This is a genomic window from Microbacterium sp. Leaf151 (assembly GCF_001424225.1).
Lineage (GTDB): Bacteria > Actinomycetota > Actinomycetes > Actinomycetales > Microbacteriaceae > Microbacterium.
In genome coordinates this window covers 1,114,812-1,139,805 of record NZ_LMOR01000004.1, presented here as the reverse complement: position 1 = coordinate 1,139,805, position 24,994 = coordinate 1,114,812, and the positions used below count along the sequence as shown (strand labels likewise).

The following is a 24,994-nucleotide window of genomic DNA, read 5'->3' as shown; positions in this document are numbered from 1 at the left end:
AGCGACCGTGGTCTTTGAGCCCGTCGAGGGAATCGGGTCCGGCACCGCGACGCCGGTGCCGATCCTCCAGCCCGGCGTCGGTGCCGTCCCCGGCGACCACTACCTCCGCGCCACCCCCGACACCGTCCTGTGGGGGCGTCTGCCGTGCGCGAGCGACACCGCCGTGCTCGAGATCGCGTCGGGTGCGAGTGTCACGTTCGACACCGTCAGTCACGAGGGCATCCTCGACGACCAGGGCAGAGACCCGGCCGCCTTCTTCTCCGCACACGGAGTACCGCGGGAGCAGGTGCTCGAAGATGCCGTCGAGATCGCGGCATCCGTCTCGCGCGATGTGATGGCCGACGGACCCCACGTCGTCGTCGGTCCCGTGCACGTGCGCGATGCGCACCCCGGTGACCTGCTCAAGATCACCGTCGAGACGCTCGTTCCGCGGGTGCCCTACGGCGTCATCTCGAACCGGCACGGCAAGGGCGCGCTCGTGGGCGAGCTGCCGCGTGGTGAGCACAACGTCAGCGTGTTCGCCGCCGTCGCCGAGCGGGGCGGCATCCTGCACGGCACGCTCCCCGTCGTCGAAGGAGGCGACCCGGTCGTGGCGTTCCCCCTCGCCCCGTTCCTCGGCACGATGGGGGTCGCCGTCGCAGGTGAGCAACGCCCGCACTCGGTGCCGCCGGGCACGCACGGCGGCAACATCGACATCAACCTCCTCGTCGAGGGGACGATCCTCTACCTCCCGGTGCAGGTCGAGGGGGCGCTCGCGTACGTCGGCGACCCCCACTTCGCGCAGGGCGACGGCGAGGTCGCGCTCACCGCCCTCGAGGCGTCGCTGCGAGCCACGCTGCGCTTCGAGGTGATCCCCGCGGACGCCGCCCGCGCGGCGTTCGGCGAGGTCACGGGGCCGCTCGTGCGCACGCCCGACTATCTCGTGCCGACGGGGATGGACCCCGACCTCGATGCGGCGATGCGCGCCTGCGTGCGCTCGTCGCTCGCGCTGCTCCACGGCCGCTGGGGCATGAACGAACACCTGGGCTACGCCTACCTGAGCGCCGCGACCGACTTCGACATCTCGCAGGTCGTCGATATCGTCTCGGGCGTACACGCGCGCATCCGCGAGGCCGACTTCGCGGGAGTCCCGTCGGTGGAGCCGGTGGTGCTGGCATCCGCCGACACTCCGCGTGTCCCGTCCGCCGCCCCCTCGTCCGAAGGAGACGCCGAGTGAGCCCCGCCCTCTCCGCCGCACTGGCCCGCGCCGAGCCCTTTCTGGGCGCCGAGCCCACCCTCGCCACCCCGACCCCCGCTCGAGCGTCCACGACACGCCCCATCGCGCGGGTTGCCAACGGCGTGTCGCGGACACTCGACCGCCTGCGCCGAGCGGAAGGAGACGCGCGATGACGGATGCCGGCATCCCCGCCGACCTGCGCGAGGCATTCGACGCGTACGAGCGAGCCATCGTCGCGAACGACCTCGACGCCCTCGACGCGTTCTTCGCGCCCGGACCCGACACCCTCCGCGGCGACACGGCGGGACTGCTCGTCGGCCATGACGCGATCAGCGGGTTCCGATCGCTGCGCGGCGGCGTGCCCCCGCGCGAGATCGCCGAGGTCCACTACCGGCCGCTCGCCACGGCCACCAGCGACGCGAGCACCGACGGTGACGTCGCCCTGCTGATGTCGGTGTCGCAGTTCCGCGGCGGTGGGCGAGGCCTGCAGACGCAGGTGTGGCAACGCATCGACGGTCGGTGGCTCATCACCGCGGCGCACGTGACACCGCGCACGCCCCCGCTCGACCGCACCATCTGGCGCAGCGTCGGCGACCCCTTCCTGCAAGGGGCGTGGGAGGGTCCGCTCGAAGGACTCACCGTCGCGGTGAAAGACCTCTTCGCCATCGCCGGCTTCCGCATCGGCGCGGGAAACCCCACGTTCCTCGAAGAAGCGCGGCCCGAGAAGGCCACCGCCCCGGCCGTCGCCGACCTGCTGCGCGCCGGCGCGTCGCTGCGCGGCATCGCCCGCACCGACGAGTTCGCCTATTCGATCGCCGGAGACAACGCCCACTACGGCACGCCTCCCAACGGCGCGGTCGTCGGTGCCCTGCCCGGCGGTTCGTCCAGCGGACCGGCGTCGGCTGTCGCCCTCGGCCATGCCGACATCGCCCTCGCCACCGACACCGCCGGTTCCATCCGCGTGCCGGCGTCGTACCAAGGGCTCTGGGGGCTGCGCACGACCCATGACCTCGTTCCCCGACAGGGCATGCTGCCGCTCGCGCAGTCGTTCGACACGATCGGCTGGCTCGCCCGCGACGGCGGCACCCTGCAGCGGGTGGCCGACTGGTGCCTGAGCTACGACGGCTCCGCCTCCACCGAGAACGTGTACGGCGCCGCGGGCAGCGACCTTCCCTGGCGGTTCGTGATCCCCGAAGAGATCCTCGACTGCGCCGACGCCTCCACCCGTGAAGGGTTCTCGCGTTTCCTAGCCGGGCTCGCGGCATCCGACGATCCGCCCTCCTTCCGCGCGGTGCACACGGGAGACCTGGATGCCGGCTTCGCGGCGTTCCGCACCGTGCAGGGCGCAGAGGCGTGGCGCAACGACGGCGAGTGGCTGCGCGCGCATCCCGGTGCCGTGGGCCCGGCGGTCGCCGAGCGTTTCCGCGTCGCCGCGCAGATCACCGCCGACGAAGAACGTGCGGCGCGCAGCGGCCTCGAACCGATCGCCGCGCACCTGGCCGAGCTCGTCGACGGTGCCGTCATGGTCTTCCCCACCGTCCCGGGGCCCGCACCTCAGCGCACCGCCGACGTCGACGCCGTGCGCGCGGCCACCCTGCGGATGACGGCCCCCGCGGCCATCGCCGGTCTCCCGGCGATCTCAGTGCCGCTTCTCACGATCGACGGCGCCCCGGTCGGCGTCTGCCTCGTCTCGCGTGCGGGCACCGACATCGCGCTCGTGCGCCTCGCCCGCCGCCTCGCCGCCCTGTCGGCATCGTCTCGTGCTTCCGCCCCCTCCCGCACCATGGAGACCCCGTGAACAGCCAGCTCCCCGGCCCCATCGACCCGCCCGCCCGACTGCTGATGGGCCCCGGGCCCATCTCGGCGTACCCCAGCGTGCTGCGCGCGATGGGGGCACCGCTCGTCGGACAGTACGACCCGTTCATGACTGCCACGATGAACGAGACGCAAGACCTGTACCGCCAGGTCTGGGGCACCGACAACGACGCGACGGTGCTCATCGACGGCACGAGTCGCGCCGGCATCGAGGCGGCCATGATCACGCTCATCCGCCCGGGAGACAGGGTGCTCGTGCCCGTCTTCGGACGCTTCGGGCACCTGCTCGCCGAGATCGCCGAACGCGCGCTCGCCGAAGTGCACACGATCGAGGTGCCGTGGGGTCAGGTCTTCCCCGTGTCGGCGATCCGCGAGGCGGTCGAGCGGGTCAAGCCGCACCTCGTCGCCTGCGTGCAGGGCGACACCTCGACCACGATGCTCCAGCCGTTGGACGAGATCGGCGAGATCTGCCGCGCGCACGGCGCGCTCTTCTACACCGACGCCACGGCCTCCCTCGGCGGCAACGCGTTCGAGATGGATGACTGGGGACTGGATGCCGCCACCGCGGGCCTGCAGAAGTGCCTCGGCGGGCCGTCCGGGTCGGCGCCGATCAGCCTCTCGGAGCGGGCCGTCGAGGTGGTGCGCTCGCGCGCCCGCGTCGAGGCCGGTATCCGCGAGGAGGGCGATGCCGTGGCATCCGACTTCATCCGCTCGAACTACTTCGACCTCGCGATGATCCTGGACTACTGGGGACCGCGCCGTCTGAACCACCACACCGAGGCGACGACGATGCTCTACGGCGCGCGTGAGTGCGCGCGCGTTCTGCTGCTCGAGGGGCGCGATGCCGTGATCGCGCGGCACCGGTTGCACGGCGACGCGATGCTCGCCGGCGTCGAGGGCCTGGGCCTCACGGTGTTCGGCGACGTCGCTCACAAGATGACGAACGTCGTCGCCGTCGAGATCCCCGAGGGAGTGGTCGGAGACGCGGTGCGGTCGGAGCTGCTGGGCGACTTCGGCATCGAGATCGGCACGTCGTTCGGTCCACTGCACGGCCGGGTGTGGCGCATCGGCACGATGGGGTACAACGCCCGCACCGACGCGGTGCTCACCACCCTCGCCGCGCTCGAGGCGGTGCTGCGTCGCCACGGCGCGACGGTCGCGCCCGGTGGTGGCGTCGAGGCCGCGCAGGCCGTGTACGCGGCGGCGCGCGCATGACGCGCCGCACCCCCGCCTCGGTCTCCGTCGCCGACGTCGGGCGAACGCACGCCGCGTCGCACGCCGGGCGTGCATTCTCGGCGAGTCACGGCCCACACGCTGTCGCCGGGGTCGCTGACTCCGGGCGAACGCACGCCGGGTCGCGCGCCGCGCGGGCATTCGCGGTGAGTCATCGAGTCGCGGCCCGCGGAGCCCGACCATGACCACCGCCACCCGCCTGCAGGTCGCGCCCGAGCGCATCGCCTCGGCGGCGCGCCGCGTCATGGGGCGATGCGAAGAACTCGCCCGGGTCACGGCGACGCCGGGCAGCATCACGCGCGTGTACCTGTCACCCGAGCACGCCCGCGTCAACCGCTTGGCCGCGGAGTGGATGCGCGAACTCGGCATGACGACGAGACAGGATGCCGCGGGCAACCAGGTCGGACGCCTCGCCCCGGCCGGAGCCCCCGACGCCCCCGCGCTACTGATGGGCTCGCATCTCGACACCGTCCCCGACGCCGGACGCTTCGACGGCATCGTCGGGGTGCTGATGGCCCTCGAGGTCGTGCGGCTCATCCGCCTGGTCGACGACGAGGGCACGGCATCCAGTCCCTTCCCGTTCGCGCTCGAGGTCATCGCCTTCAGCGACGAGGAGGGCACGCGCTTCGGCAAAGCCCTCCTCGGATCTTCGGCGGTCGCCGGGCAGTGGGACGCGTCGTGGTGGGACCTGACGGATGCCGACGGCTACACGCTGCGGCAGGCCTTCCGCGAGTTCGGGCTCGACCCGGGCCGCGTCGGCGAGGCCGCCCGACGCCCCGACGAGCTCGTCGCCTACCTGGAAGCGCACATCGAGCAGGGGCCGGAGCTGCATCGCAGCGGCCGGGCGCTCGCCGCGGTGTCGTCGATCGCCTCGGCCAGGCGCTTCCAGCTCGTCGTCGAGGGTGAGGCGCGGCACGCCGGCGGCACTCCGTACGACATGCGGCGCGATGCCCTGCTCGGCGCGAGCGAAGCCGCCCTGGCGGTGGAGCGCATCTGCCGCGGCGAGCATCACATCATCGGCACCGTCGGTCAGCTCGAGGCGTTCCCCGGCGCGGTGAACGTCGTCCCCGGCGAGGCGCACTTCTCGCTCGACCTCCGCGGCGAGTTCGACGCCACCCGCGACCACACGTGGGACGAGATCTCCCGCGAACTGGATGCCATCATGGGCCGCCGCGGGCTCCGCTGGCAGGCCCGCGAGGTGCACAGCGCGCCGGCCGTGTTCTGCGCCCCGCTGCTGCAGGACGTGGTGCGCGCCGGCATCGGCGGCGAGGCGCCGACCCTGTTCAGCCGCGCCGGACACGACGCGATGGCGATCGGGGCCATCACCGAGGTGGGCATGCTGTTCCTGCGCAACCCCGACGGCATCAGCCACCACCCCGACGAGGCGGTGACCGGTGCCGACGTCGCCGCGGGGCTGCGGGCGCTCGCCGAGGCGGTGCTGCACTTGGGGGCGGAGCCGCGCTGAGCCCGGCCAAGGGACGGCTTGTCAGGCGGTAACGATTCTTCAACGCGCTGGGGGAGTCGTCTGCTCATCCACAGAATTGCGTGGTGTCAGCTTCCACGAGGGAGCGTCGGAGGTCGGCCTTCGCGATGGCGCAGCCAGCGTCACACCGCGCGGGGTGAGGAGGGCGGCAACCGAGACGAGCTCGCTCAATGCGGCGAAAAGTTTGGACTCGCTCGCCGTCTCGAGCGTCGTCTGATTCACCCGATCTTCTTCGGTGGACTCGAAGACGATGACTCCGACGGCACGGTGGTGTATCTCGATGCGCAACGCAGCTATGCCGACACTATGCATCGACAGTGACGCGGCCTGCTCGCTCGTGTATCCGTGCTTAGACACGAGAGTGCGCTCCCATTGCTTGCGAGAAGTGGGAAGCTCCATGGCGATCGACCCGCGCGACCACGCGTCGCCAATCGCGCCTTGCTCGGCGGGATACTCCGAGCGACCTGCTCCCCGGAAAGCCGGATGCAGAGCGTGGCGAGCGAGCATGACAAAGCGGTCTTCGTGAAAGTAATAGACGGACACTCGATCGCTATTCGCACCCGTCCTGCAGTGGCTGGCAATGTATCTCAGGAGGACGCCCATCGATTGCTCGAGTGCGGCAGACTTCTCCGAGGACTCTTCCGACAGTCGCTTTTCGTCCGCTTCCCTTTGTTGTTCGGTGTCGCGGAGTCTTTGGGCCAGCGCCATGTAGGTCGGGCGTTGTAGCGAAACCTGCGCGACGAAAGCTCCCGCGGCGAGAATAACCGCCACAACGAAAGCCCACAGTCCGGACGTCCAGACGTCCGCTCCATACGCCCCCCAGACGATGGAGAAGATCGTTGCGCTTGCGCCGAGCGCCTGTGGCAACCAGCCCTTCGCGAGCCGCCATATCCAGATGAGGCGCGCGATGGCCTTGTCTTCAGACGTCATGCCGGAACTAGAGAAGATTCCTCGCGAACGGGGCGAAGAGACTGCTCGCCCGCGGCATGTGCGACGGCATCGTCGATTACGTCGTCGGCCGTGCCCTCGATGTACCGAGGATCCATGCCCTCGAATCGAAGCCCGACCTGTAACCCGCCAGCCACCTCGTCAATCGCGACAAAGTACGCAGTGATGGTGGGATGCGCCCGCGAGGCTTCGTACACACCTGCATCGAGCCGTTCCGCCAGCCCGGCGAGCGCAACCGGACCGATCATCGGGAAGGTCAACGATGTGGTCAACTCGAAGCGTCGATCCATAGTCTCGGTCACCAGAACCCCCTCCAAGCCCGTATCGCCCGAGTCTATCCGTCCCCGCCGACACCCGGTCGGCGCCTCGACGACGTGTGGATGGGGGAGTTCCGGGGTTCGGCTCTCGGCAACCGGTCCACTCATCCCCGATCGGCCCTCGTACCCGCCGCGGGCCCTGCGCGAGAATCGTGGCGTGACCGACACCCCCGGCATCCTGCAGATGCTCGCCTTCGCCGCCGAACCCGGGGGCGGCAATCCCGCGGGTGTCGTCCTGGACGCCACCTCGCTCGACGACGCGCAGATGCAGCGCATCGCGGCCGACCTCGGCCACCCCGAGACGGCGTTCGTGACCGCGCGCGAAGGTGACCGCGTCGCCGTGCGGTACTTCTCGCCCGACGACGAGGTGCCCTTCTGCGGACACGCCACCATCGCGACGGCGGTGGCGCTTGCGGAGATCGAGGGCGCCGGCAGCTACGTCTTCGACACCGCCGCGGGCGCCGTCGACGTCGTCACCGAGCGTGACGCCGAGGGTGCCATGGTCGCCGGTTTCACCAGCGTCGAGCCGCGCGTCATCGACCTGGAGCCCGAGGTGGCCGACCGCCTGCTCGGCCTGATGGGCCTGACCCGCGCCGACCTGGACGAGCGGATGCCGCTGGCACAGTCCTTCGCCGGCAACCTGCATCCGGTCGTCGCCGTGACCGCGCGCGAGGTGTTCGACACGTTCGCCTTCGATCCCGGTGCGATGCGAGAACTCCTCGACGAACGCGGATGGAAGGGCACCGCCATCGTGGTGCACGTCGCGGGCGGTATCGCCGACGGCCTCGTCGCTGAGGCCCGCAACCTCTTCCCCGTCGGCGACATCACCGAAGACCCCGCCACCGGCTCCGCCGCGGCCTCGCTGGGGGCCTACCTGCGCGACCGCGTCGGCGTCCCCGCTCCGTTCGGCTTCACGGTGCGGCAGGGGCGGCACATCGGCCGGCCGAGCGTGCTGGAGGTCGAGGTCCCGGCATCCGGCGGCATCGTCGTGCGGGGCGGCGCGACGCCGCTCTGACCGCAGGGAGGGGCTGCGTCAGCCCCGCAACCCGCGGAGAGGCGTGCCCGTGTTCGGGGCGGGTGGCGCCCCTCGGGGTCGGAATCTGCCCTTCGGGCCGGGGTGTCGCACGCCCTGAACCGCAAGGCGCGGCCCCGGCCGTGCGGCGGGGCCGCGCTCACTCCCCGCCGGCCAACCTCCACACCCGGTCGCGCGAGAACGGCAGCTCGTACCCCCGGCGCCCGAGAGCCCGCGACACGGCGTTGCCGATCGCCGCGCCCACGGGGTTGTACGGCGACTCGCTCATCGACTTCGCCCCGAACGGACCCAGCGTGTCGTCGGTCTCGGCGAAGTACACCTCTGTGTCGGGCACGTCCGCGAACTGGGGCACACGATACGTGCGGAACACCGGGTTCTGCACCACCCCGTCCTCGACGTACACCTCTTCGTACAGCGCCCCGCCGAGGCCCTGGGCCGCGCCGCCCTCGATCTGCCCGCGGCACTGCGCGGGGTTGATGACGACGCCGGCGTCAGCGGACTGGATCGACTGGAGAACCTTCACCGTGCCCGTCTCGGGGTCGACGGCCACGCGCGCCGCGTGCACGTTGAAGGCGAGCGAGCGGAAGTCGCCGAACTCCGCGCCGTCGGCGGTCAGCCCGTCGGAGGTCAGATACCCGGCGGGGGCCGCGGCGATGATCCGCTCCCACGTCACGATCTCGTCCCCCACGCGGACTCCGGATGCCACGAGTTCCGCGCCGAGATTCCCGGTCCCGGATGCCGCAGCCCCCGCGTCGCCGCGCACCGCCGGTGTCTCGCCCGTCCCGGATGCCGCAGCCCCCGCGTCGCCGTGTACCACCGCCGGAGCCTCGCCCGCGTCACCGCCCGTCTCGGATGCGGCACCTCCCGAGCCGCCGCCGGTGTCGGATGCCGCGAGCCCCGTGGCATCCCCTCCCACCAGTTCGGTCGCGATCTCGACCATCCGCCGCCGCAGAGCCGTGCACGCGCCGAAGAGCGCCTTGCCGGCCACGACCGTGCCGGCGGAGGCGAAGGCGCCGGTGTCGTGCCGCACCGCGTCGGTGTCGGCGGCCCACAGCTCGAGACGGTCGAGGGGGGCGTCCAGCACGGTCGCGGCGATCTGGCGGTGCACGGTAGAGGTGCCGTTGCCGAATTCGGCCGTGCCCACACGCAGCAGGTACGTGCCGTCGGGACGCAGGGTCGCGGTGGTGTGCGCGATGTGGCCGCGCGGGGCCATGGTCGCGATCATGGACGCCGCCATCCCCTCGCCGACGAGCCAGCCGTCGGGGGCCGCGAGGCCGTCGCCGCGACGCAGGGCGCTCTCGGCGAGGTCGAGGCACTGATCGAGGCCGTAACTGCCCCAGATCAGGTCTTCCTCGTACTTGTCGTCGTCGGGGTGCAGCGGGTCGCCCTCGCGCACGGCGTTGATGCGGCGCAGGTCGAACGGGTCGATGTCCAGCTTCACGGCGAGCGCGTCGAGCGCCGACTCGACGGCGAACACGACCTGCCCGAGGCCGTACCCGCGGAACGCCCCCGACGGAGGGTTGTTCGTGTAGACGGCTTCGGCGTCGATCCACTTCACCGGCACCCGGTACAGCGTCGTCGACTCGGCGCAGGAGTGGAACAGCACTCCGATCGCGTGATTGCCGTACGCGCCGGTATCGCTGAGCACGTCGAGCTTCATCGCGGTGAGGGTGCCCCCGGCATCCGATCCGAGGGTCACGCGCACGCGCATCGGATGCCGCAGGGACGCCCGCACGAACTGGTCGGTGCGCGAGAACTCGTACGCCACCGGGCGTCCCAGCGTCAGCACGGCCAGCGCCGTCAGGTCTTCGGTGAACAGCTCCTGCTTCCCACCGAAGCCCCCGCCGACCCGCGTGGCGAACACGCGGACGCGATCGCGCTCGAGGCCGAAGATGTGGGCGAGCTCGTTGCGCGCGAGGAAGGGCACCTGCGTGGACGATCGGATGACGAGGCGTCCGTCGTCGTCGAGCCACCCGACGGCGCCGTGCGTCTCGAGCGCCGCGTGGGTGACGCGGGACGACCGCCACTCGCCGGTGACGGTGGTGTGGCTCGCCGCGAGCGCGGCGTCGATGTCGCCGCCGTGACCGGTGTGGAACCCCGCGACGACGTTGCGCCCGGCCGCCATGACCCGTTCCGCGGGCGTGCGGTCGGGGTGCAGCAGCGGGGCCCCCGGGCGGCGTGCCTCCTCGGGGTCGAACACCGCGGGCAGCACGTCGTACTCGACGACGACCGCGCGGCATCCGGCATCCGCAGCCTCCGCCGTCTCGCCGACCACTGCGACCACGCGTTGACCGACGTGGCGCACGACGTCGTCGAGCATGCGCGTGTCGTCGGGATCGTCGGTGCGATGCTCGTGGCGACCCGTCGAGTACCGCACGTCGGGCACGTCGCGGTGGGTGAAGACCGCGACGACGCCCGGCACCGCGAGGGCGGCCGCGGTGTCGATCGACGCGATCCGCGCGTGCGCGTGAGGGGAGACCACCACCCGCAGCACGAGCGGCGGGCCGCCGGGCACGGGCTCATCGAACGTGAAAGGTTCGCGGCCCTGGACGATGCGCCGTGCCGCCTCGGGAATCGTCGAGGTGCCGACGCGGCCGGCGGCGGCTGCGTCGAGCGGGCCCGGCTCCTGCAGAACCGGGCCTCCCGGGACGGGAGGGGAGGACTCCTGCAGATCTGCAGGAGGTGTGCGAGGAATCACCGAGAGCTCAGACGCGTCATGCCCGCCGCAGCCGCCGCCGCAGGCCCCGGCACCGCTCACATCGGCCGGTCCGGAGGTGCGGGTGCCGGTCGAGTCCGCGGTGCGGGTATCGGCCGGGTCGGCGGCATCCGTCGCGCACCCCGCCCCGGTCTCGCGAACCGGACCCAGCACCGACGCCCGGATCGCCTCGCGGATCGGGCGGTAGCCCGTGCAGCGGCAGAGGTTGCCCTTCATGCGGCGGTCGAGATCGTCGAGGTCGGCGGGGTCCAGGGTGGATGCGGTCACGCTCATCCCCGGCGAGCAGAAACCGCACTGGAAACCGAAACCGCTCGCCAGAGCCTCCTGCACGGGATGAAGCTCGTCGCCCGGTGCGAGTCCCGCCGCGGTGGTGATCGCGCGGCCGTCCAGGCGCATCGCCGGGATGATGCACGAGTGGGTCGGCGCGCCGTCGAGCAGCACAGCGCACGCGCCGCAGTCGCCCGCGTCGCACCCCTTCTTCACCTCGACATGGCCCGTCTCGCGCAGGAGCGTGCGCGCGCTCTGGCCCGGCCTCGGCTCCGCGTCGATGGGGATGCCGTTGACCTCGAATCTCACGCCGCGTCCTCCCGGCCGTCGTTCCCGGATGCCGTGTCGCGCCGATGCGACGAAGCTCGTCTCACGCGGCGCCCTCCTGCAGTTCACGCGCCAGACCCTGGCGCACCCGCTCCGCGAGCACCATGCTCACGCCGCGACGCCAGTCGGCGCTGCCCAGCGGGTCGGTGTAGAAGTCGGTGGCGCTGGCCACGGCATCCCGCAGCTCGCCCGCCCCGGGGATGCGCCCGAAGCGGAGGACCCGGGGCCGGCGCACCGCCGCGGTCACCACGAACACGGCGGCGCCGTCGGGATCGACCCGGGCGGTGACGACCGCGCCCGATCGGCCGAGTTCGGCCAGGGCGATCTTGTGCAGGCCGACGCGGGCGCGGAGGGCGTGGGCCGGGATGTCGAGGGCGCGCACCACTTCGCCGGGGGCGAGGGATGTCGCGGCGTTGTCGATGACGAGGTCGGCGACCGCGATCCGCCGTTCGCCGCCGTCGGGCGTCCAGATCAGCGCCGTGGCATCCAGGGTCGAGAGCATCGCGATCATCGCCCCCGCGGCGAATGCCTGGCAGACGTTCCCGCCGACGGTGGCGGTGTTCCAGATCTTGAAGGATGCCAGCAGCGCATCAGCGGAGGGACGGGCGAGCGAGAGCGAGGTCCACGCGGCGGGCGCGTCGCGCTCGACCCACGCGAGCAGGCGCGCGATGGTGCAGGTCGCGCCGATGCGCAGGCCCTCGTCGGTGATCTCGATGTCGGGCCAGCCGAGGGTCGTCAGGTCGACGAACCCGGTCGTTCCGGGCTGCGGCTCGCTCATGAGCCAGGTCCCCCCGGCGATGACGACTTCACCGGGGCCGAGGGTGAGGTCGTCGCGCGTGCGGGCGGAGCGGAACGAGGTGACGGTGGTGATATCCATGCGTCAGCCCGCCAGGATCCGTCCCGACCAGCGGCCGTCGGTGAGCGTGTACTGCTGTCGAACGCTCTGACCGAGCAGGTCGCCGCGCCAGAACGACAGCGTCAGGGGGCGGACCCGGAACCCGGTCCAGCGCTCGGGAGGATCGAGCGTCGGGTGCGCCTCGTCGAACTCGGCCCACAGGTGCCGGCGGTCGTACGCCGGCAGGCGGGCGTTGTCGTTCGTGTTGAGCCACGCCAGCAGCTGCAGATACCGCGACCGCTGACGGTAGACCTCGGCGGCGGAGGCGTTGCTCACGCGCTCGACGATACCCCGCACCACCAGCTGCCGACCCACCTCGGGCCACGCCACCGACAGGGCGGCGACGGGGTTCGCGGCGATCTCGGCGACCTTCTGGCTGGCGGAGTCGGTGTGGAAGTACAGACCGGTGGCATCCTGATCGCTCACGAGGACGTGCCGGATCGAGGGGATGCCGTCGCGCCCGATAGTCGACAGTGCCGCGAGCGGACGCAGTTCGCTGTCGGGGGTGGGGAGCCAGCGCAGCAGGAGCGCGAGAGGGTCGTCGACGAGCGCGTCGATGTCGTCGACGTCGGAACCGAACGACGTTCCGGCAGTGATCATGGTGACCTCCGAGAGGCTGCGGGTACCGCCGAGCGTAAGGAGTGCTCGTTTCCGCAATGTTGCCGCTATGAACATCGGTCGAAACACGTGCTCCCTACACTCCGGGAATGACCCTGCTGCCCCTCATCGACGCGTGCCCCAAGCGCATGGAGTACGGCCCGTGCGGCGGTGTCGGCTTCGACGGCTCGTGCGAGATCGACGCCGCGCATCGCTGCACGTTCCTTCCGCGGCGGACCGTGCCGTGGACGGGGATCGATCGGACGACCCCCGTCGATCCGGGGCGCCGGACCGCCGCCGCCGCGGAGACCCTCGCCTCCCTCGGCACGCGCCCGTGGATCGTCGCCGACCTTCCCGCGCGGGCGCTGAGCGTGACATCCATCGATGCGTGCGCCGCGGTGCTCACCGGAGAAGTGGATGCCGTCCTCGCCGGTGACGCGGGAAGCGCCCGGGTGCAGTTCCCACCCGCGTACCGCGCGCACCTGCTCCAGCGCCGAGGGCTGCGGGTGTGGACAGGGCTCAACATGCGCGACCGCAATCGCGTCGCGATCGAGGGCGAGCTCGCAGCTCTCGCCGTCGAGGGAGTGGCCGGGGTGCACTGCGTGACCGGCGATCACACCCGCACGGGGCACCGGCCCGACGCCGCTCCCGTGTTCGACCTCGACTCCACCGAAGCCACGGCGCTGGCGCGCGCGGCGGGTCACGTCGTCTCGGTCGCGGCATCGCCCGCGGCTCCTCCCGTCGAGCGGCGCGCGGCGCGCCTGCGCGAGAAGCTGCGCGCCGGAGCCGATGTCTGCTTCGTCAATCACGCCGGCGGTGCGGAGCCCGTGCGCCGGTTCATCGACGAGGTGGGCGACGGCATCCTGTTCATCCCGTGCATCCCGGTCGTCGTCGACGGGGCCTCGGCCGACCTGCTGGAGTCGTTCACCACGCTCGTGCTGCCCGACGGGTTCCTCGGTCGCATCCGCGACGCGCGCGACCCGCGGGCCGAGGGGATCGCCCTCGCCGTCGCGCTCGCCGAGGAGATGCTCGCGCTTCCCGGTGTCGTCGGCGTGAATCTGTCGGGCGGCCGCGAGGGCGCCGAGGAGTCGTTCGCCGAGGCCCTCGCGGAGGTCGCGCGGCGCGTGTGCTGAGCGCCCCGCCGCCCCGGCTGCTCAGGGGCGGGGAGAGTCGGGACGAGCCCGAAGTTCTTCCGCGGCGTGCGCCACCGTGTCGGCGACGTCGGCCAGCGCGTCGGCGACGGCGTCCTGCGCGTCGTGATCCGCGGACGCGGGTGCGGACGCGGCCGCGCTCTCGGACGCCCTGACGGGCTCGGAGCGTCGGCGGCGTTCGGCGCGAGTATCCGTATCCGCGCTGTTCCGCTCGTCGACGTCGGTGCCTTCCGCGTCGGCCGCGTCCGTGGACCCGGCCGCGGCGTCGGTCGCCGCACCGGCGGTGTCGTCGAGAGCCTCCTCGGCCTCGGCGACCGGATCAGTGTCGAAGGGACCCCACACGCCGGTCACCGTGACGTCGACGTCGACGTCGACGCGACCCGAGCCGAGTCCGTCGAGGGCGTGTCGTGCCGCGGCGCGCACCGCGTCGGTGACCTCATGCAGCTTGTGCGGGTAGTCGACGATGATCGACACCGCGCTGGTGACTCGTCCATCCCGGCCCCGGTCGACCGTGACACCGGCGACGCCGGCCGCGAGCCCGACGCGCTGACGCACCGCGTCGGAGGCGCGCTCGACCAGGCTGCCGAGCGCGTGAACGCCCTCGACGTGCTCGACGGCGTCTGCGACCGCGCGGGCGAGGTCCACCGGAACGGGCTGCGATGCCGTCGAGAGAGTCGAGATCGAATCGTTCGTCATGTCGTGTCCTGTCATTGCACGCGGGTGTTGTCGCGTGCGAGTTTGGCGCGCAGACCCGTGTGGATGGAGATGTAGGCGCGGAGGTTCTGTCCGGTGAGGGCGGCGAGGTTGGTGACGAGGGTATCGACGTGCTCGGCGACCTGGCGGGGTGAGGTGTTCTGGCGCGGGGTGACCGCGACGTGCAGCACCGACTCCCGGTTGATCTCCCCCGCGGTGACGCGGGAGGAGAGGATCTCGTCGCGCTCGGCGAGGGCGTTCTTCAGCGCCTCCGAGGCAAAGCCGTCGGTGACCGTGATGCGGCCTTCGGCGCTGGCGCTGCCGGTGGACTGCAGGGGCGCGTGACGGCGTCCGCGGACGGCGGAGGAGGCGATGACGATGAGGATGATCGCCAGCACCACGAAGGCGGCGACGGCACCCCATCCGGCGGAGTCGCGTCCGAGGGATTCGAGCCAGCCTTGGAATCCGCCCATGACGGTGGTCCAGGTGTCGGTCCCGCCGGGCACCAGGCCCACGGCGAGGGCGAGGGCGCCCGCGGCCAGCAGCACCACGGCGACGAGGAAGAGGACGAAGCGGTTCAGACCGCGACGCGTCGCATTCATCGGGACTCCTTGGTGTCGGGACGCTCCACGCGCACGTGGGAACGCACGGCGGGCGTCAGCTTGTAGGCGGCGACCTCCTCATCGACGATGCGGCGCAGCTGCGCTTCGTCGACCGGGATGCCGACCGGCGGGCGCACGGTCACATCGACCGAGCGGTGGGCGACGCCGACGACGATGTCGTCGCGGGCGATGCCGGACTCGTTGCTGAGGTGCTGGGCGATGGCGGATGCCACGACGCCGTTGTCGACGACGACGGCACGCTCTCCCCACGCCATCTCGTGCTTGGAGAGGCGGCCGGGCTTGAGGGCCAGGACGAGCACGAGCAGACCCAGGACGGCCAGCACGATGCCGCCGACGATGAACGCGACCGGCATCAGCGCGGTGGGAGCTGTGACGACGGCGTTCAGAGCCGCGCCGGGGGCGACCAGCAGCGGCTGCGCTCCGACGAGGTTGAGGATGATCTCGACCGCGGCGTACGCCAGGACGAGCAGCAGCAGCACGACCACCACGAGCATGGCCACGGTGCGGGGCGAGTGGGTCTCGCGGCGCACGACGGTGCGCAGCACGGTGTCAGTCATCACAGCACTCGCTTTCGCTGGGGGGCGGTAGCGCCCGAGATGGTCAGGTCCACACGCGAGATCTCACGGCCGAACAGCCGGGTCAGGCGCGACCGCAGCTCGCTCTGGGCCGTACGAGCGGCTTCGAGGACGGGAGTCGCGCGGCGCACGGCCTCGGTGTCGTCGAGGCGCGGAACCGGGAACGGCGAAGTCACGCGCACCGCAGCGGTGTCGCGGGCCGAGACGATCTCGACGTGGACGTTCTTGGCATCCACCCCGATCACCTCCGCCGCCACCCGCTGCGCGGTCTTCTCGAGGACGCGGTCGGCGACCTCGACCCGGCCCGGGGGCAGCCCGGGCCCGGCAACCGCGGTGCGGTCGCCGGGCCGGACGGGGGTGACGGTGGTCACGAGGTGCTCCGACCCGTGAAGGCGNCGCGAGATCTCACGGCCGAACAGCCGGGTCAGGCGCGACCGCAGCTCGCTCTGGGCCGTACGAGCGGCTTCGAGGACGGGAGTCGCGCGGCGCACGGCCTCGGTGTCGTCGAGGCGCGGAACCGGGAACGGCGAAGTCACGCGCACCGCAGCGGTGTCGCGGGCCGAGACGATCTCGACGTGGACGTTCTTGGCATCCACCCCGATCACCTCCGCCGCCACCCGCTGCGCGGTCTTCTCGAGGACGCGGTCGGCGACCTCGACCCGGCCCGGGGGCAGCCCGGGCCCGGCAACCGCGGTGCGGTCGCCGGGCCGGACGGGGGTGACGGTGGTCACGAGGTGCTCCGACCCGTGAAGGCGTTGATGATGTTGCGGAAGTCGAGCTCACCCGAGGCGACGCGGGCGACGACCGCACCGATCGCCATGAACAGGGCGACGAGGACGAATCCCCCGAAGCCGAAGATCAGGGCGCTCAGCGCGAGGATGAGTCCGAAGAGTGCGCCGGTGGTGATGGGGGTCAACGGACGCGCTTCTCGTCGTCGTCGTCGTTGTCGTCGTCGCCCGGGATGTGCACGTCGTTGACGTCGACGTTGACCTCGACGACCTCGAGGCCGACGAGGTGGCTGATCGCACCGGCGACGCGCGAGCGGACCTGCTCGGCGACATCCTGGATCTGCGCGCCGTACTCGACGACGATGGTGATGTCGACCGCGGCCTGGGTCTCGCCGACCTCGACCTTGACGCCCTGCGTCAGGTCGGTGGCGTTGATCGCGTCGCGGATCGCGCCCAGCGCACGGGCGCCGCCGCCGCCCAGGGCGTAGACGCCGGTGACCTCACGGGCCGCGATACCGGCGACCTTACCCACGACGCCGTCGGCGATGTGGGTCGAGCCGGCGGCGTGAGCCTCCTGGCCGCGTCCGGACAGCGGACGGTTGACGCGGGATGCCGCCTGGGGGACGTTCTGCGCAGCGGGGGTGGTGGCGTTGTCAGCCATGAGCGGTTCCTTTTCGACGGGGTTACCCGGGTGTGCCGGGGCGGCGCGATCGCCTACAGGATCAAGACGTACCGGGCCTGCCTTTCGTCACGCGGGGGTTGCGCAGCGCGCCCAGATATGTATCGAGACGAATAGGCTTACGGCGTATATCCCTCTGGTGGCGCGGGTGTCAATCCGCCGACGCCGCCGTTCGACACCGCCACGCTGGACGGGTGACGGCAGTGTCCGGCCTCTCACGTCGCGCGTGACGATCGATCGTCCGCCGACGTCTACAGGGCGACGCCGGCGCTCGGCCGGCCATCGAAAGGAGTCACCACCGCCATGGGTAAGAAGAAGCAGGAGACGAAAAGCGAACCCGTCCGGGTCGCCGATTCGACCGTCGAGCAGCGTCAGCAGGATGCACGCCAGTGGTCTTCGATGGCGAGGTACGGCGCCGAGGCCTTCGGCACGTTCCTGCTGGTTCTGGGTGGGGTGGGAACCGCGCTCTTCGCCGCCAACTTCCCCAGTGCCGACGACAATCAGGCCGGCGTCGGCTTCCTCGGCGTCGCGCTGGCGTTCGGGCTGACGCTCGTGGCCGGCATCGCGGCGGTGGGCCACATCAGCGGTGGTCACTTCAATCCCGCGGTCACGCTCGGACTCCTCGTGGCCGGTCGTACCGACGCGCGTCACGTCCCCGGCTACATCCTGTCGCAGCTCGTCGGCGGCATCCTGGCGACGAGCGTCATCGCTCTCGTGCTGAGCGGGCGCCCCGACGGATTCTCGACCGCGCAGCAGGCCGGCTTCGCCTCGAACGGCTTCGGTGAGGGGAGCCCGGGCGGCTACGGACTGGCCGCGGTCTTCGTCGCCGAGGCGATCCTCACGGGAATTTTCATCGCGGTGATCCTGTCGGTCACGGCGAAGAAGGAGTACGCGACCTTCGCGCCGATCGGCATCGGTCTGACGCTGACCCTGATCCACCTCATCAGCATCCCGATCAGCAACACCAGCGTGAACCCGGCGCGCTCCATCGCCACGGCCGTCTACGGCGGCGCGCTCCCGGTGTCGCAGCTGTGGGTGTTCATCGTCGCCCCGCTCGCGGGCGCCGCGGTCGCGGGGCTCGTGGTGCGCGTGCTCGGGCGGCGGGTCGTCGGTTCGTGAGCGACCGCCTCGACGCGGGGCGGTGACAGGCAGGGTCCGGGGGCTCATCGGGGTGTCTCCGGACCCGCTCTTCGCCGTTGACCGGCCTCCCGGTCGGTGCCGTCCGCGAGTACCGCATCGCGGCAGCGCGGCGCAACCAGCCGTCTTCCCTCAGCGCTGGGGCCCACGATGGAACCTCCACGAGAGGGAGAGGGACATGGACGAGCCGATCGACGCGACCCGGGCCTTCACCCCCCGGCTCACGCGCGAGTCCATCGTGGCCTCGGCGCTGGAGCTCATCGACCGCAACGGGCTGAACGGCTTGTCGATGCGCAACCTCGGCAAAGAGCTGCGCGTCGAGGCGATGTCGCTCTACCGCTACGTGAACGGCCGCGAAGACCTCCTCGAGGGTGTCGTCGACCAGCTGATGAGCGGCCTCACGGACGCGCTGTCGGAAGCCACCGGGGACCAGTGGCAGCGATTCCTGCAGGTCACCGCGCACGAGGTGCGCCGCATCGCGGTGGAGCATCCCAAAGCATTCCCCCTGATCGCGACCCGGCATCCGGCCGCCCCGTGGTTGCGTCCCCCGCTGCGCAGCATCGAGGTCGTCGAGATCTTCCTCGCGACGCTCATCGGCTTCGGCTTCACCGACGATCAGGCCGTCGGCGCCTACCGGTCGTTCAGCAGTTTCCTCCTCGGCAATCTGCTGCTCGAGTCCGCGGTACGCGGCGGCGAGACCTCGCCCGCCGATGAGCCCCTCGACGAAGGGGCGGCGGATATCCCGCAGGGCGACGGAACGACGAGCCTGGCCGGTTCGCCGAACGTTCAGCGGCTGCGGGCGATGCTCAGCGAGAACCACGCCGAGGACGAGTTCGAGGAGTCTCTCGAAGCGCTGCTCGATCGCCTCGATCGCCAGCTCTCGCAGTGACGCGGTGTTGCTCGCCCCGCCGATAGGCCGTCGCGCGGCACCCTCCGCCCCGCGCAGCTCATGCTCATCGGGGACGAGGCTCAGTGCATGATCATGCCGCCGGTGACGTTGATCGCCTGTCCGGTCAGATAGCCGCCGGCGGGTGAGGCGAGGAAGTACGTGACTCCGGCGACGTCTTCCGGCACCCCGAGTCGCCCGAGCGGAGATCTGGCGCTCCACGCGACGACATCGGCCTCCGACCGGGTGTCGGCGCCCATGTCGGTGAGCACGTAGCCGGGGCAGACGGCGTTGACGGTGACGCCGTGGCATCCCCACTCCTGTGCTCCGGCGCGGGTGAGCGCGACGACCGCTGCCTTCGATGCGGCGTAGTGGCCCTCTCCTCCGCCGCCCTGTTTCGCGGCCATGCTGGCGATGTTGACGATCGCGCCGCCGTGCGCCTGCAGCATGACCGGTGCCACCGCCTGCATGGTCACCAGGGTCGCGCGGGCGTTGATGTCGAGCACGAGGTCCCAGTCGTCGATGCTGATGTCGAGCAGCGGCACGTGCTGGAACACGCCCGCGCAATTGACCAGCACGTCCACTCCCTCGAGGGCATCCACCGCTTCCCCGACGGCACGACGGGTGTCGAGCGGGTCGCGCAGGTCGACGGAGATGAACGTGGATGCCGAGCCCTCGGCGGGCGGGCGACGATCGAGCACCGCGACCCGGGCGCCGTCGGCGACGAACCGGGCGACGATGGCGGCGCCGATGCCGCCCGAGCCTCCCGTGACGATGACACGCTGCGGCATGGCATCCCTTCTGCGGGCGTCGGGTGCGCCCTCGGCGTCACCGTACGCGGCACGGCGCACGGGCTCGAGACGCCCGTGTTTCCGCGGCGTGAAGTGTGCGCGCCTGTCGCCGGTGCCGTCTCACTGCGGCTTGCTCGGACACTCGACGGGGACACCCGCGTCAGCGCGCGAGCAGCGCCCACACCTCGTCGACGTCGACCTCGAGGCGCGCATCTGTGCCGCGCGTGCGCCACGCATCGCGGTCGAAGACGAACGCCCTCACGACCTCGAAGGCGTACAGGCGCTTCGTCGGCACCGCAAGAATCGCGGCCGGATCGTCGTCGCCGGCATCGCGCGGCAGCCGTTCGGCCAGCACGTCGCGGATCGCCGACGCCTCGGCATCCACCTCCCGCGCGCGGAACGCCAGCTGCACCCCGTCGGCATCGACCACGGCGGCCGAGGAGTCGTACACGACACCGGATGCCACGCCCGACGCCGCGATCGCGCGCGCGTGCCGCGACGACACGTCGGACTCCACGTACAGCCCGCGGGGGAGGAGACGGTACTGCGCGGCCGCTGTCCACGGCCCGTCGGCGTCGGCCGTGCCGATCACGACGAAGTGCTGGGCGGCGAGGATCGCGGCGGCGCGGCGCTTGGGGATGGTCACGGAGCTCATGCTCGCCGGTGGAGACGGCGCGCGTGTTTCCGCCCCGTAACGCTTCCGCGGTCCACTCCGCCCCGCGGTTACGCTCACCTCGACCCATACCCCGGCGAGGCCTCGCCTCCGTCCGGCGCGCGCGGGTCGCGCTCGCCCGACCGACCCCAGGAGCACCGTGACCGACAGCGTCCACCCCGCGATCACCGACCCCGCCGTGCGCGCGCACCTCGCGCGTCTCGCCGCGCAGACGGGCACGATCCCCTCCGGAGCGACGGATGCCGAGGGCGACGACGCCGCTCGCGTCGCCGTGCTGCGCGCGAACCCGTCGTGGATCCGCAGTCCCGACGACGAGACGATCGAGTCGATCGACCTGGATGCCGACGGCCTCGCCCTGCGCCTGTACCGTCCGCGCGCCGGACACCGCGGGACGCTCGTCTTCGCCCACGGCGGCGGGTGGGTCGCCGGCGACCTCGACAACAACGACGCCCTGTGCCGCGCGCTCGCTGCGACCACCGGCACCCAGGTGCTGAGCGTCGACTACCGTCTCGCGCCCGAGCACCCTTTCCCCGCCGGTCTCGACGACCTCGAGCGCGCGCTGCGGTTCGCCGCCGACGGTGCGGACGGGCTCGTCGACCCGGCGCTCCTCGGCGTCGCCGGGCACAGCGCGGGCGGCAACCTCGCGGCGTCCCTCGCGCTGCGCTCACGCGACGGTCGGGCGCCCGGCATCCGGTGCCAGGTGCTGCTGTGCCCCGTGCTCGACGCCCCCGACCCCGAGCGCCCCAGCTACCGCGCCCACACCGAGAACCTGCCGCTGACCGCCCGGGGGATGCAGTGGTACTGGGGGTTGTACGTGCCGGATGCCGGGGGCTCCGCGCCGGTGGAAGCCGCGCCGCTCCGTGCGACCGACCTCGCCGGATCCGCTCCGGCCGTGATCGTCGCGGCATCCGTCGACCCGCTCTCGGACGAAGCCGAGGAGTACGCCGGCCGCCTCACGGCATCCGGGATTGCGACGACGTTCGTGCGGCGTGCGGGCGTGCCGCACCTGTTCCTGGTGTTCCCGTCGACGCCCGCGCGCGACGAGGTGCTCGCGCAGATCGCGCCTGCCGTGCGCGCGGCGTTCTCCTGAGTCAGAGCCTGTCGAGTGTCCAAGACACGCCGCACCCCTCGTGCGCTCTACGGCGTTTCTCGGACATTCGACAGGGAGGAACAGCCCCGCAAACAGCCCGCCACCCACCCGGAACACTGCGGAAACACGCCATTGTTACCGTCATCAACATGTCGCTCCTGGTCACGAACGCACGTCTCATCACGGTCCCCGCGGGCACCGACGACCCCGGTTACATCGAGCGCGGGTACCTACTCGTCGAGGACGGACGCATCACCGCGATCGGCGCCGGAGACCCCGATCCAGGCGTCACCGCCGACGAGATCCTCGACGTCGACGGCAAGTTCGTCGCCCCCGGCTTCGTGTCGTCGCACAGCCACCTGTTCACGAGCGGCTCCCGCGGACTCGGCGTCGACCAGACGCTCTACGGCTGGTGCACCTCGATGTTCAGCGTGCTCAACAACGCCTCGCCCGAGCAGATCTACTGGGCGACCCTGCACGGCTCGCTCGACTTCCTCGCCAACGGCGTGACGACGGCCTACAACTTCACCGACCCGCTCCTGCCGTGGGAGCCGATGGTCGAGGGCAAGCGCGCCGACGGGGGCGGGCAGCTCCGCGACCACGCATGGCACACCCGCCAGGCGGACGGATGCCATGACGCGGGACTCCGCTTCGTCGACTCCATCGCCCTGGATGCCACCGTCGGCACCGACGAGGAGATCTTCGCCCGGTTCGAGGCGTCCCTCGACCACGTGCTCTCGATGGACCCCGACATCGCCCTCGGCGCATCGATCATGGGCCAGGTGCAGTGGTCGACGCGGCCCGACGCCGCCGAGATCGAGGTCGCCGTCATGGACCGCTTCGGCGTCACCAACCAGGCGCACTTCCTCGAGACGTACGAGGCGATCGAGCACCAGCAGACGAAGTTCCAGCTGTACAAGAACGCCGGAGCCCTGCGCCCCGGCATGATGTTCGGACACTTCATCCAGACCACGCCCGAGATCATCGCGGATGCCGCCGCCGGCGGCGCCAGCATGTCGTGGCAGCCGGCGTCGAACGGGCGTCTCGCGTCGGGAATCGCCCACGTTCCCGAGATGCTCGATCAGGGCATGAAGGTCGGCATGGGACTCGACGACCAGGCCTGCACCGATGTCGCCGACCCCTGGCAGAACATGCGCATGGGCATGTTCATGCAGCGCGCCCGCACCCACGACCCCCTGTCGATGATGCCCGAGCGGGTGCTGCGCCTGCACACCCTCGGGGGCGCGGAGATCATGGGTGTCGACGACCGCGTCGGCAGCCTCGAGGTGGGCAAGTTCGCCGACTTCGTCGTGGTCGACCCGCGCACCCCCGACATCGGCCCGCTGTGGAACCCCGTGCGCAGCTACGTGCTCGCCTGCGGTCTGCGCAACCTGCAGCAGGTGTACGTCGGCGGGAAGCTCGTCAACGACCGCGGCGTCTCGACCAACCCCCTCGCGACGGAGGCCTCGCGCGTGCTGCACGAGGAACTGCCCGCGCTGGCGGAGGAGTTCGGCGTCATCCTTTAGGCCGCCGCCCCCTCGTCCCCACGCGCCCGTGCGCCGCGCGTGCCAGCGCGGTCCGCTCGGCTAGGCGACACTGACGGGCTGCCCGTACCGGCGGCCCCCGTTGGGCTTATCGACCGAACTCGCCGCCCCTTGATGGCTGGGGGAGGGCGGCGCGGGGGGATCGCGAGCAGCGAGGGCGGCTAGCCGGGGACCTTCTCGGCGAGAATATCGATCTTCTCGATCTGCGGTTCGGAGAACAGCACCCCGGTGTTCGGCCCGAGAGCTTGGCCGACACCCCCGGCGAGGTGGGCATCGCGTGCTTCGTCATCGGGGAAGACGTCGTACACGCCGAAGGTCGACGGGCCGAACTGGATGGCGAACCAGGCGACGGTACCCGGCTCATCCATCACGATCGCACGTGCGTTCTTGAGGAAGTCGGACAGTTCCAACTCTCTGCCCGGCAGGGCCTCGAGACGCACCAAGAGGGCTTTGGTCAACATGGACGGACTCCTTCACTGCGATCAATGCGGCCGCGGAAGGACCAGCCACCCACCTGAACGTACTCCCGTCGGTGAGCCGTGAACAGGCAGGTGCTGAGCGCCTCCGCACGACACCACGGCCTCCCGGCGTCAGCCGACGGCGGGCGGGGCCCGTCGAGTGTCCACAACACGCGGAGGGGATGCCTCTGTCATCCGGGCTTCCTGGACACTCGATACCCGGCCGCGCCCGCCCGCCCGGCCAGGCTCGGGTCGCACCCTCGCGCTCGCGAGGCGGCCGTGCCAGCGTAGGGCGCATGCACAGGACCATCGCGGGGCTCCGCGTCCACACGTCCCACGACGACATCGCCGGACGCGACGTGCTGCTGTGGCATCACGGTTCACCGCAGACCGGGGCGATCCTCCCACCGGTGCAGCATGCGGCGGACGCCCGCGGTCTGGCTGTCGTCTCGGTCGCCCGCCCCGCCTACGCCGACTCCCCGCGGATGCCGGGCCGCACGGTCGCCGACGTCGCCGGGGGGATCGAGCCGGTGCTCGACGAGCTGGGCGTGGCATCCGTCGTCTCGGTCGGAGCGTCCGGTGGCGGACCGCACGCCCTCGCCTGCGCCGCGGCGATGCCCGACCTCGTCCGTGCGGTGATCACGTTCGCCTCGCCCGCGCCGTTCACCGGCGACGACGACTGGTTCGTCGGGATGGAGGCACCAGGCGGCTTGCGCGCCGCGGTGGAGGGCGAAGCCGCCCGTCGCCGCTTCGCCGAGACCGATCGGTTCGACCCGGCGCAATTCGTGGATGCCGACTACGCAGCGCTCGAGGACGACTGGGCTTCACTCGGAGCAGACGCCGGCGCGGCGGAGGAGCTCGGACCCGACGGGCTCATCGACGACGACCTCGCCTTCACCCGGCCCTGGGGGTTCGAGCTCGCGGAGGTCACGTCATCCGTCCTCCTCGTCCAGGGTGAGCGCGACCGCGTGATCCCTCCCGCTCACGCGCGGATGCTGGCCGTCGCCCTCCCGCACGCGACGCTCGACCTGCGTCCCGACGACGGCCACGTCTCGGTCCTCCGGCACCTCGGCGCGGCACTCGCTCGATAACCCTCCAAGGCGTTCCGGTCGCGCGATG

Annotated in this window: 25 protein-coding genes; 12 read left to right on the top strand and 13 right to left on the bottom strand. The window is 71.5% G+C overall.

The window, feature by feature from the left end:
* The first annotated feature begins 31 nt into the window (after positions 1 to 31).
* From ASF76_RS15985 to ASF76_RS15970, 5 genes are all read left to right on the top strand, one after another.
* Positions 32 to 1,216: an acetamidase/formamidase family protein gene (locus ASF76_RS15985; RefSeq protein WP_082485221.1), complete on the top strand. Its 1,185-nt coding sequence runs from the start codon at positions 32 to 34 to the stop codon at positions 1,214 to 1,216.
* On the top strand, positions 1,213 to 1,389 hold the full coding sequence (locus ASF76_RS17165) for a hypothetical protein (RefSeq protein ID WP_156459285.1): 177 nt from the start codon (positions 1,213 to 1,215) through the stop codon (positions 1,387 to 1,389). Before ASF76_RS15985 ends, ASF76_RS17165 begins: the two co-directional genes overlap by 4 nt.
* Positions 1,386 to 3,014: an AtzH-like domain-containing protein gene (locus tag ASF76_RS15980; RefSeq protein ID WP_055959794.1), complete on the top strand. Its 1,629-nt coding sequence runs from the start codon at positions 1,386 to 1,388 to the stop codon at positions 3,012 to 3,014. Before ASF76_RS17165 ends, ASF76_RS15980 begins: the two co-directional genes overlap by 4 nt.
* 44 nt (positions 3,015 to 3,058) lie before the next feature.
* On the top strand, positions 3,059 to 4,246 hold the full coding sequence (locus ASF76_RS15975; RefSeq protein ID WP_200936155.1) for a pyridoxal-phosphate-dependent aminotransferase family protein: 1,188 nt from the start codon (positions 3,059 to 3,061) through the stop codon (positions 4,244 to 4,246).
* 199 nt (positions 4,247 to 4,445) lie between these two features.
* Complete coding sequence (locus ASF76_RS15970; protein ID WP_055959786.1) at positions 4,446 to 5,729, top strand: allantoate amidohydrolase; 1,284 nt, start codon at positions 4,446 to 4,448, stop codon at positions 5,727 to 5,729.
* Positions 5,730 to 5,768: 39 nt separating this feature from the next.
* On the opposite strand, the gene ASF76_RS15965 is transcribed toward ASF76_RS15970, so the two are convergent.
* Together ASF76_RS15965 and ASF76_RS15960 are read right to left on the bottom strand one after the other, a co-directional pair.
* Complete coding sequence (locus ASF76_RS15965) at positions 5,769 to 6,677, bottom strand: hypothetical protein (protein ID WP_055959783.1); 909 nt, start codon at positions 6,675 to 6,677, stop codon at positions 5,769 to 5,771.
* Positions 6,674 to 6,997, bottom strand: coding sequence for a hypothetical protein (locus ASF76_RS15960; protein ID WP_055959778.1), 324 nt, complete (start codon positions 6,995 to 6,997; stop codon positions 6,674 to 6,676). The genes ASF76_RS15965 and ASF76_RS15960 overlap by 4 nt, the downstream gene beginning before the upstream one ends.
* A 172-nt stretch (positions 6,998 to 7,169) precedes the next feature.
* Between ASF76_RS15960 and ASF76_RS15955 the strand changes: the two genes are divergently transcribed.
* A complete protein-coding gene (locus ASF76_RS15955; RefSeq protein ID WP_235561330.1) occupies positions 7,170 to 8,027 on the top strand; it encodes a PhzF family phenazine biosynthesis protein in 858 nt (285 codons plus the stop codon).
* A gap of 157 nt (positions 8,028 to 8,184) precedes the next feature.
* On the opposite strand, the gene ASF76_RS15950 is transcribed toward ASF76_RS15955, so the two are convergent.
* From ASF76_RS15950 to ASF76_RS15940, 3 genes are all read right to left on the bottom strand, one after another.
* Positions 8,185 to 11,337 (bottom strand): molybdopterin-dependent oxidoreductase, encoded by a 3,153-nt coding sequence (locus ASF76_RS15950; RefSeq protein WP_055959775.1) that lies wholly within the window; start codon positions 11,335 to 11,337, stop codon positions 8,185 to 8,187.
* A gap of 61 nt (positions 11,338 to 11,398) precedes the next feature.
* Positions 11,399 to 12,232 (bottom strand): FAD binding domain-containing protein, encoded by an 834-nt coding sequence (locus tag ASF76_RS15945; protein WP_055959772.1) that lies wholly within the window; start codon positions 12,230 to 12,232, stop codon positions 11,399 to 11,401.
* A 3-nt stretch (positions 12,233 to 12,235) separates the two neighbouring features.
* Positions 12,236 to 12,850 (bottom strand): pyridoxine/pyridoxamine 5'-phosphate oxidase, encoded by a 615-nt coding sequence (locus tag ASF76_RS15940; protein ID WP_055959769.1) that lies wholly within the window; start codon positions 12,848 to 12,850, stop codon positions 12,236 to 12,238.
* 107 nt (positions 12,851 to 12,957) lie between these two features.
* Between ASF76_RS15940 and ASF76_RS15935 the strand changes: the two genes are divergently transcribed.
* Complete coding sequence (locus tag ASF76_RS15935) at positions 12,958 to 13,980, top strand: methylenetetrahydrofolate reductase C-terminal domain-containing protein (RefSeq protein ID WP_055959766.1); 1,023 nt, start codon at positions 12,958 to 12,960, stop codon at positions 13,978 to 13,980.
* Between the two features lie 21 nt (positions 13,981 to 14,001).
* Here ASF76_RS15935 and ASF76_RS17245 read toward each other — a convergent pair whose 3' ends face one another.
* The 5 genes from ASF76_RS17245 to ASF76_RS15905 form a co-directional block, all read right to left on the bottom strand.
* Complete coding sequence (locus tag ASF76_RS17245) at positions 14,002 to 14,694, bottom strand: Asp23/Gls24 family envelope stress response protein (protein ID WP_055959762.1); 693 nt, start codon at positions 14,692 to 14,694, stop codon at positions 14,002 to 14,004.
* Between the two features lie 11 nt (positions 14,695 to 14,705).
* The gene (locus tag ASF76_RS17240; RefSeq protein ID WP_055959759.1) at positions 14,706 to 15,293 is read right to left on the bottom strand and encodes a hypothetical protein; all 588 of its coding nucleotides are present in this window, start codon (positions 15,291 to 15,293) and stop codon (positions 14,706 to 14,708) included.
* Entirely contained in the window at positions 15,290 to 15,871 is a 582-nt protein-coding gene (locus ASF76_RS15920; protein WP_055959755.1) for a DUF6286 domain-containing protein, read from the bottom strand. The genes ASF76_RS17240 and ASF76_RS15920 overlap by 4 nt, the downstream gene beginning before the upstream one ends.
* 745 nt (positions 15,872 to 16,616) lie before the next feature.
* The gene (locus ASF76_RS15910; RefSeq protein WP_055959752.1) at positions 16,617 to 16,805 is read right to left on the bottom strand and encodes a DUF2273 domain-containing protein; all 189 of its coding nucleotides are present in this window, start codon (positions 16,803 to 16,805) and stop codon (positions 16,617 to 16,619) included.
* Positions 16,802 to 17,278 carry an Asp23/Gls24 family envelope stress response protein gene (locus ASF76_RS15905; protein WP_055959748.1) on the bottom strand — a complete coding sequence of 159 codons (477 nt, stop codon included), beginning with the start codon at positions 17,276 to 17,278 and terminating at the stop codon, positions 16,802 to 16,804. Before ASF76_RS15905 ends, ASF76_RS15910 begins: the two co-directional genes overlap by 4 nt.
* Before the next feature lie 321 nt (positions 17,279 to 17,599).
* On the opposite strand from ASF76_RS15905, the gene aqpZ reads away from it, so the two are divergent.
* Positions 17,600 to 18,415, top strand: a complete 816-nt coding sequence (gene aqpZ / locus ASF76_RS15900; protein ID WP_200936140.1) for an aquaporin Z — start codon at positions 17,600 to 17,602, stop codon at positions 18,413 to 18,415.
* A gap of 196 nt (positions 18,416 to 18,611) precedes the next feature.
* Complete coding sequence (locus tag ASF76_RS15895; RefSeq protein WP_055959745.1) at positions 18,612 to 19,322, top strand: TetR/AcrR family transcriptional regulator C-terminal domain-containing protein; 711 nt, start codon at positions 18,612 to 18,614, stop codon at positions 19,320 to 19,322.
* 80 nt (positions 19,323 to 19,402) lie between these two features.
* On the opposite strand, the gene ASF76_RS15890 is transcribed toward ASF76_RS15895, so the two are convergent.
* Together ASF76_RS15890 and ASF76_RS15885 are read right to left on the bottom strand one after the other, a co-directional pair.
* Positions 19,403 to 20,110 carry an SDR family NAD(P)-dependent oxidoreductase gene (locus tag ASF76_RS15890; protein WP_055959743.1) on the bottom strand — a complete coding sequence of 236 codons (708 nt, stop codon included), beginning with the start codon at positions 20,108 to 20,110 and terminating at the stop codon, positions 19,403 to 19,405.
* A 160-nt stretch (positions 20,111 to 20,270) separates the two neighbouring features.
* Positions 20,271 to 20,756, bottom strand: a complete 486-nt coding sequence (locus tag ASF76_RS15885; protein ID WP_162240830.1) for a pyridoxamine 5'-phosphate oxidase family protein — start codon at positions 20,754 to 20,756, stop codon at positions 20,271 to 20,273.
* A gap of 166 nt (positions 20,757 to 20,922) precedes the next feature.
* Here ASF76_RS15885 and ASF76_RS15880 point away from each other — a divergent pair, with 166 nt between their 5' ends.
* A complete protein-coding gene (locus tag ASF76_RS15880; protein WP_055959738.1) occupies positions 20,923 to 21,873 on the top strand; it encodes an alpha/beta hydrolase in 951 nt (316 codons plus the stop codon).
* 149 nt (positions 21,874 to 22,022) lie between these two features.
* Positions 22,023 to 23,399 carry an amidohydrolase family protein gene (locus ASF76_RS15875; RefSeq protein WP_055959736.1) on the top strand — a complete coding sequence of 459 codons (1,377 nt, stop codon included), beginning with the start codon at positions 22,023 to 22,025 and terminating at the stop codon, positions 23,397 to 23,399.
* Positions 23,400 to 23,578: 179 nt separating this feature from the next.
* On the opposite strand, the gene ASF76_RS15870 is transcribed toward ASF76_RS15875, so the two are convergent.
* Positions 23,579 to 23,878 carry a putative quinol monooxygenase gene (locus ASF76_RS15870; RefSeq protein ID WP_055959734.1) on the bottom strand — a complete coding sequence of 100 codons (300 nt, stop codon included), beginning with the start codon at positions 23,876 to 23,878 and terminating at the stop codon, positions 23,579 to 23,581.
* A gap of 293 nt (positions 23,879 to 24,171) precedes the next feature.
* On the opposite strand from ASF76_RS15870, the gene ASF76_RS15865 reads away from it, so the two are divergent.
* Positions 24,172 to 24,966: an alpha/beta fold hydrolase gene (locus tag ASF76_RS15865; protein WP_082485143.1), complete on the top strand. Its 795-nt coding sequence runs from the start codon at positions 24,172 to 24,174 to the stop codon at positions 24,964 to 24,966.
* The last annotated feature ends 28 nt before the right edge of the window (positions 24,967 to 24,994 follow it).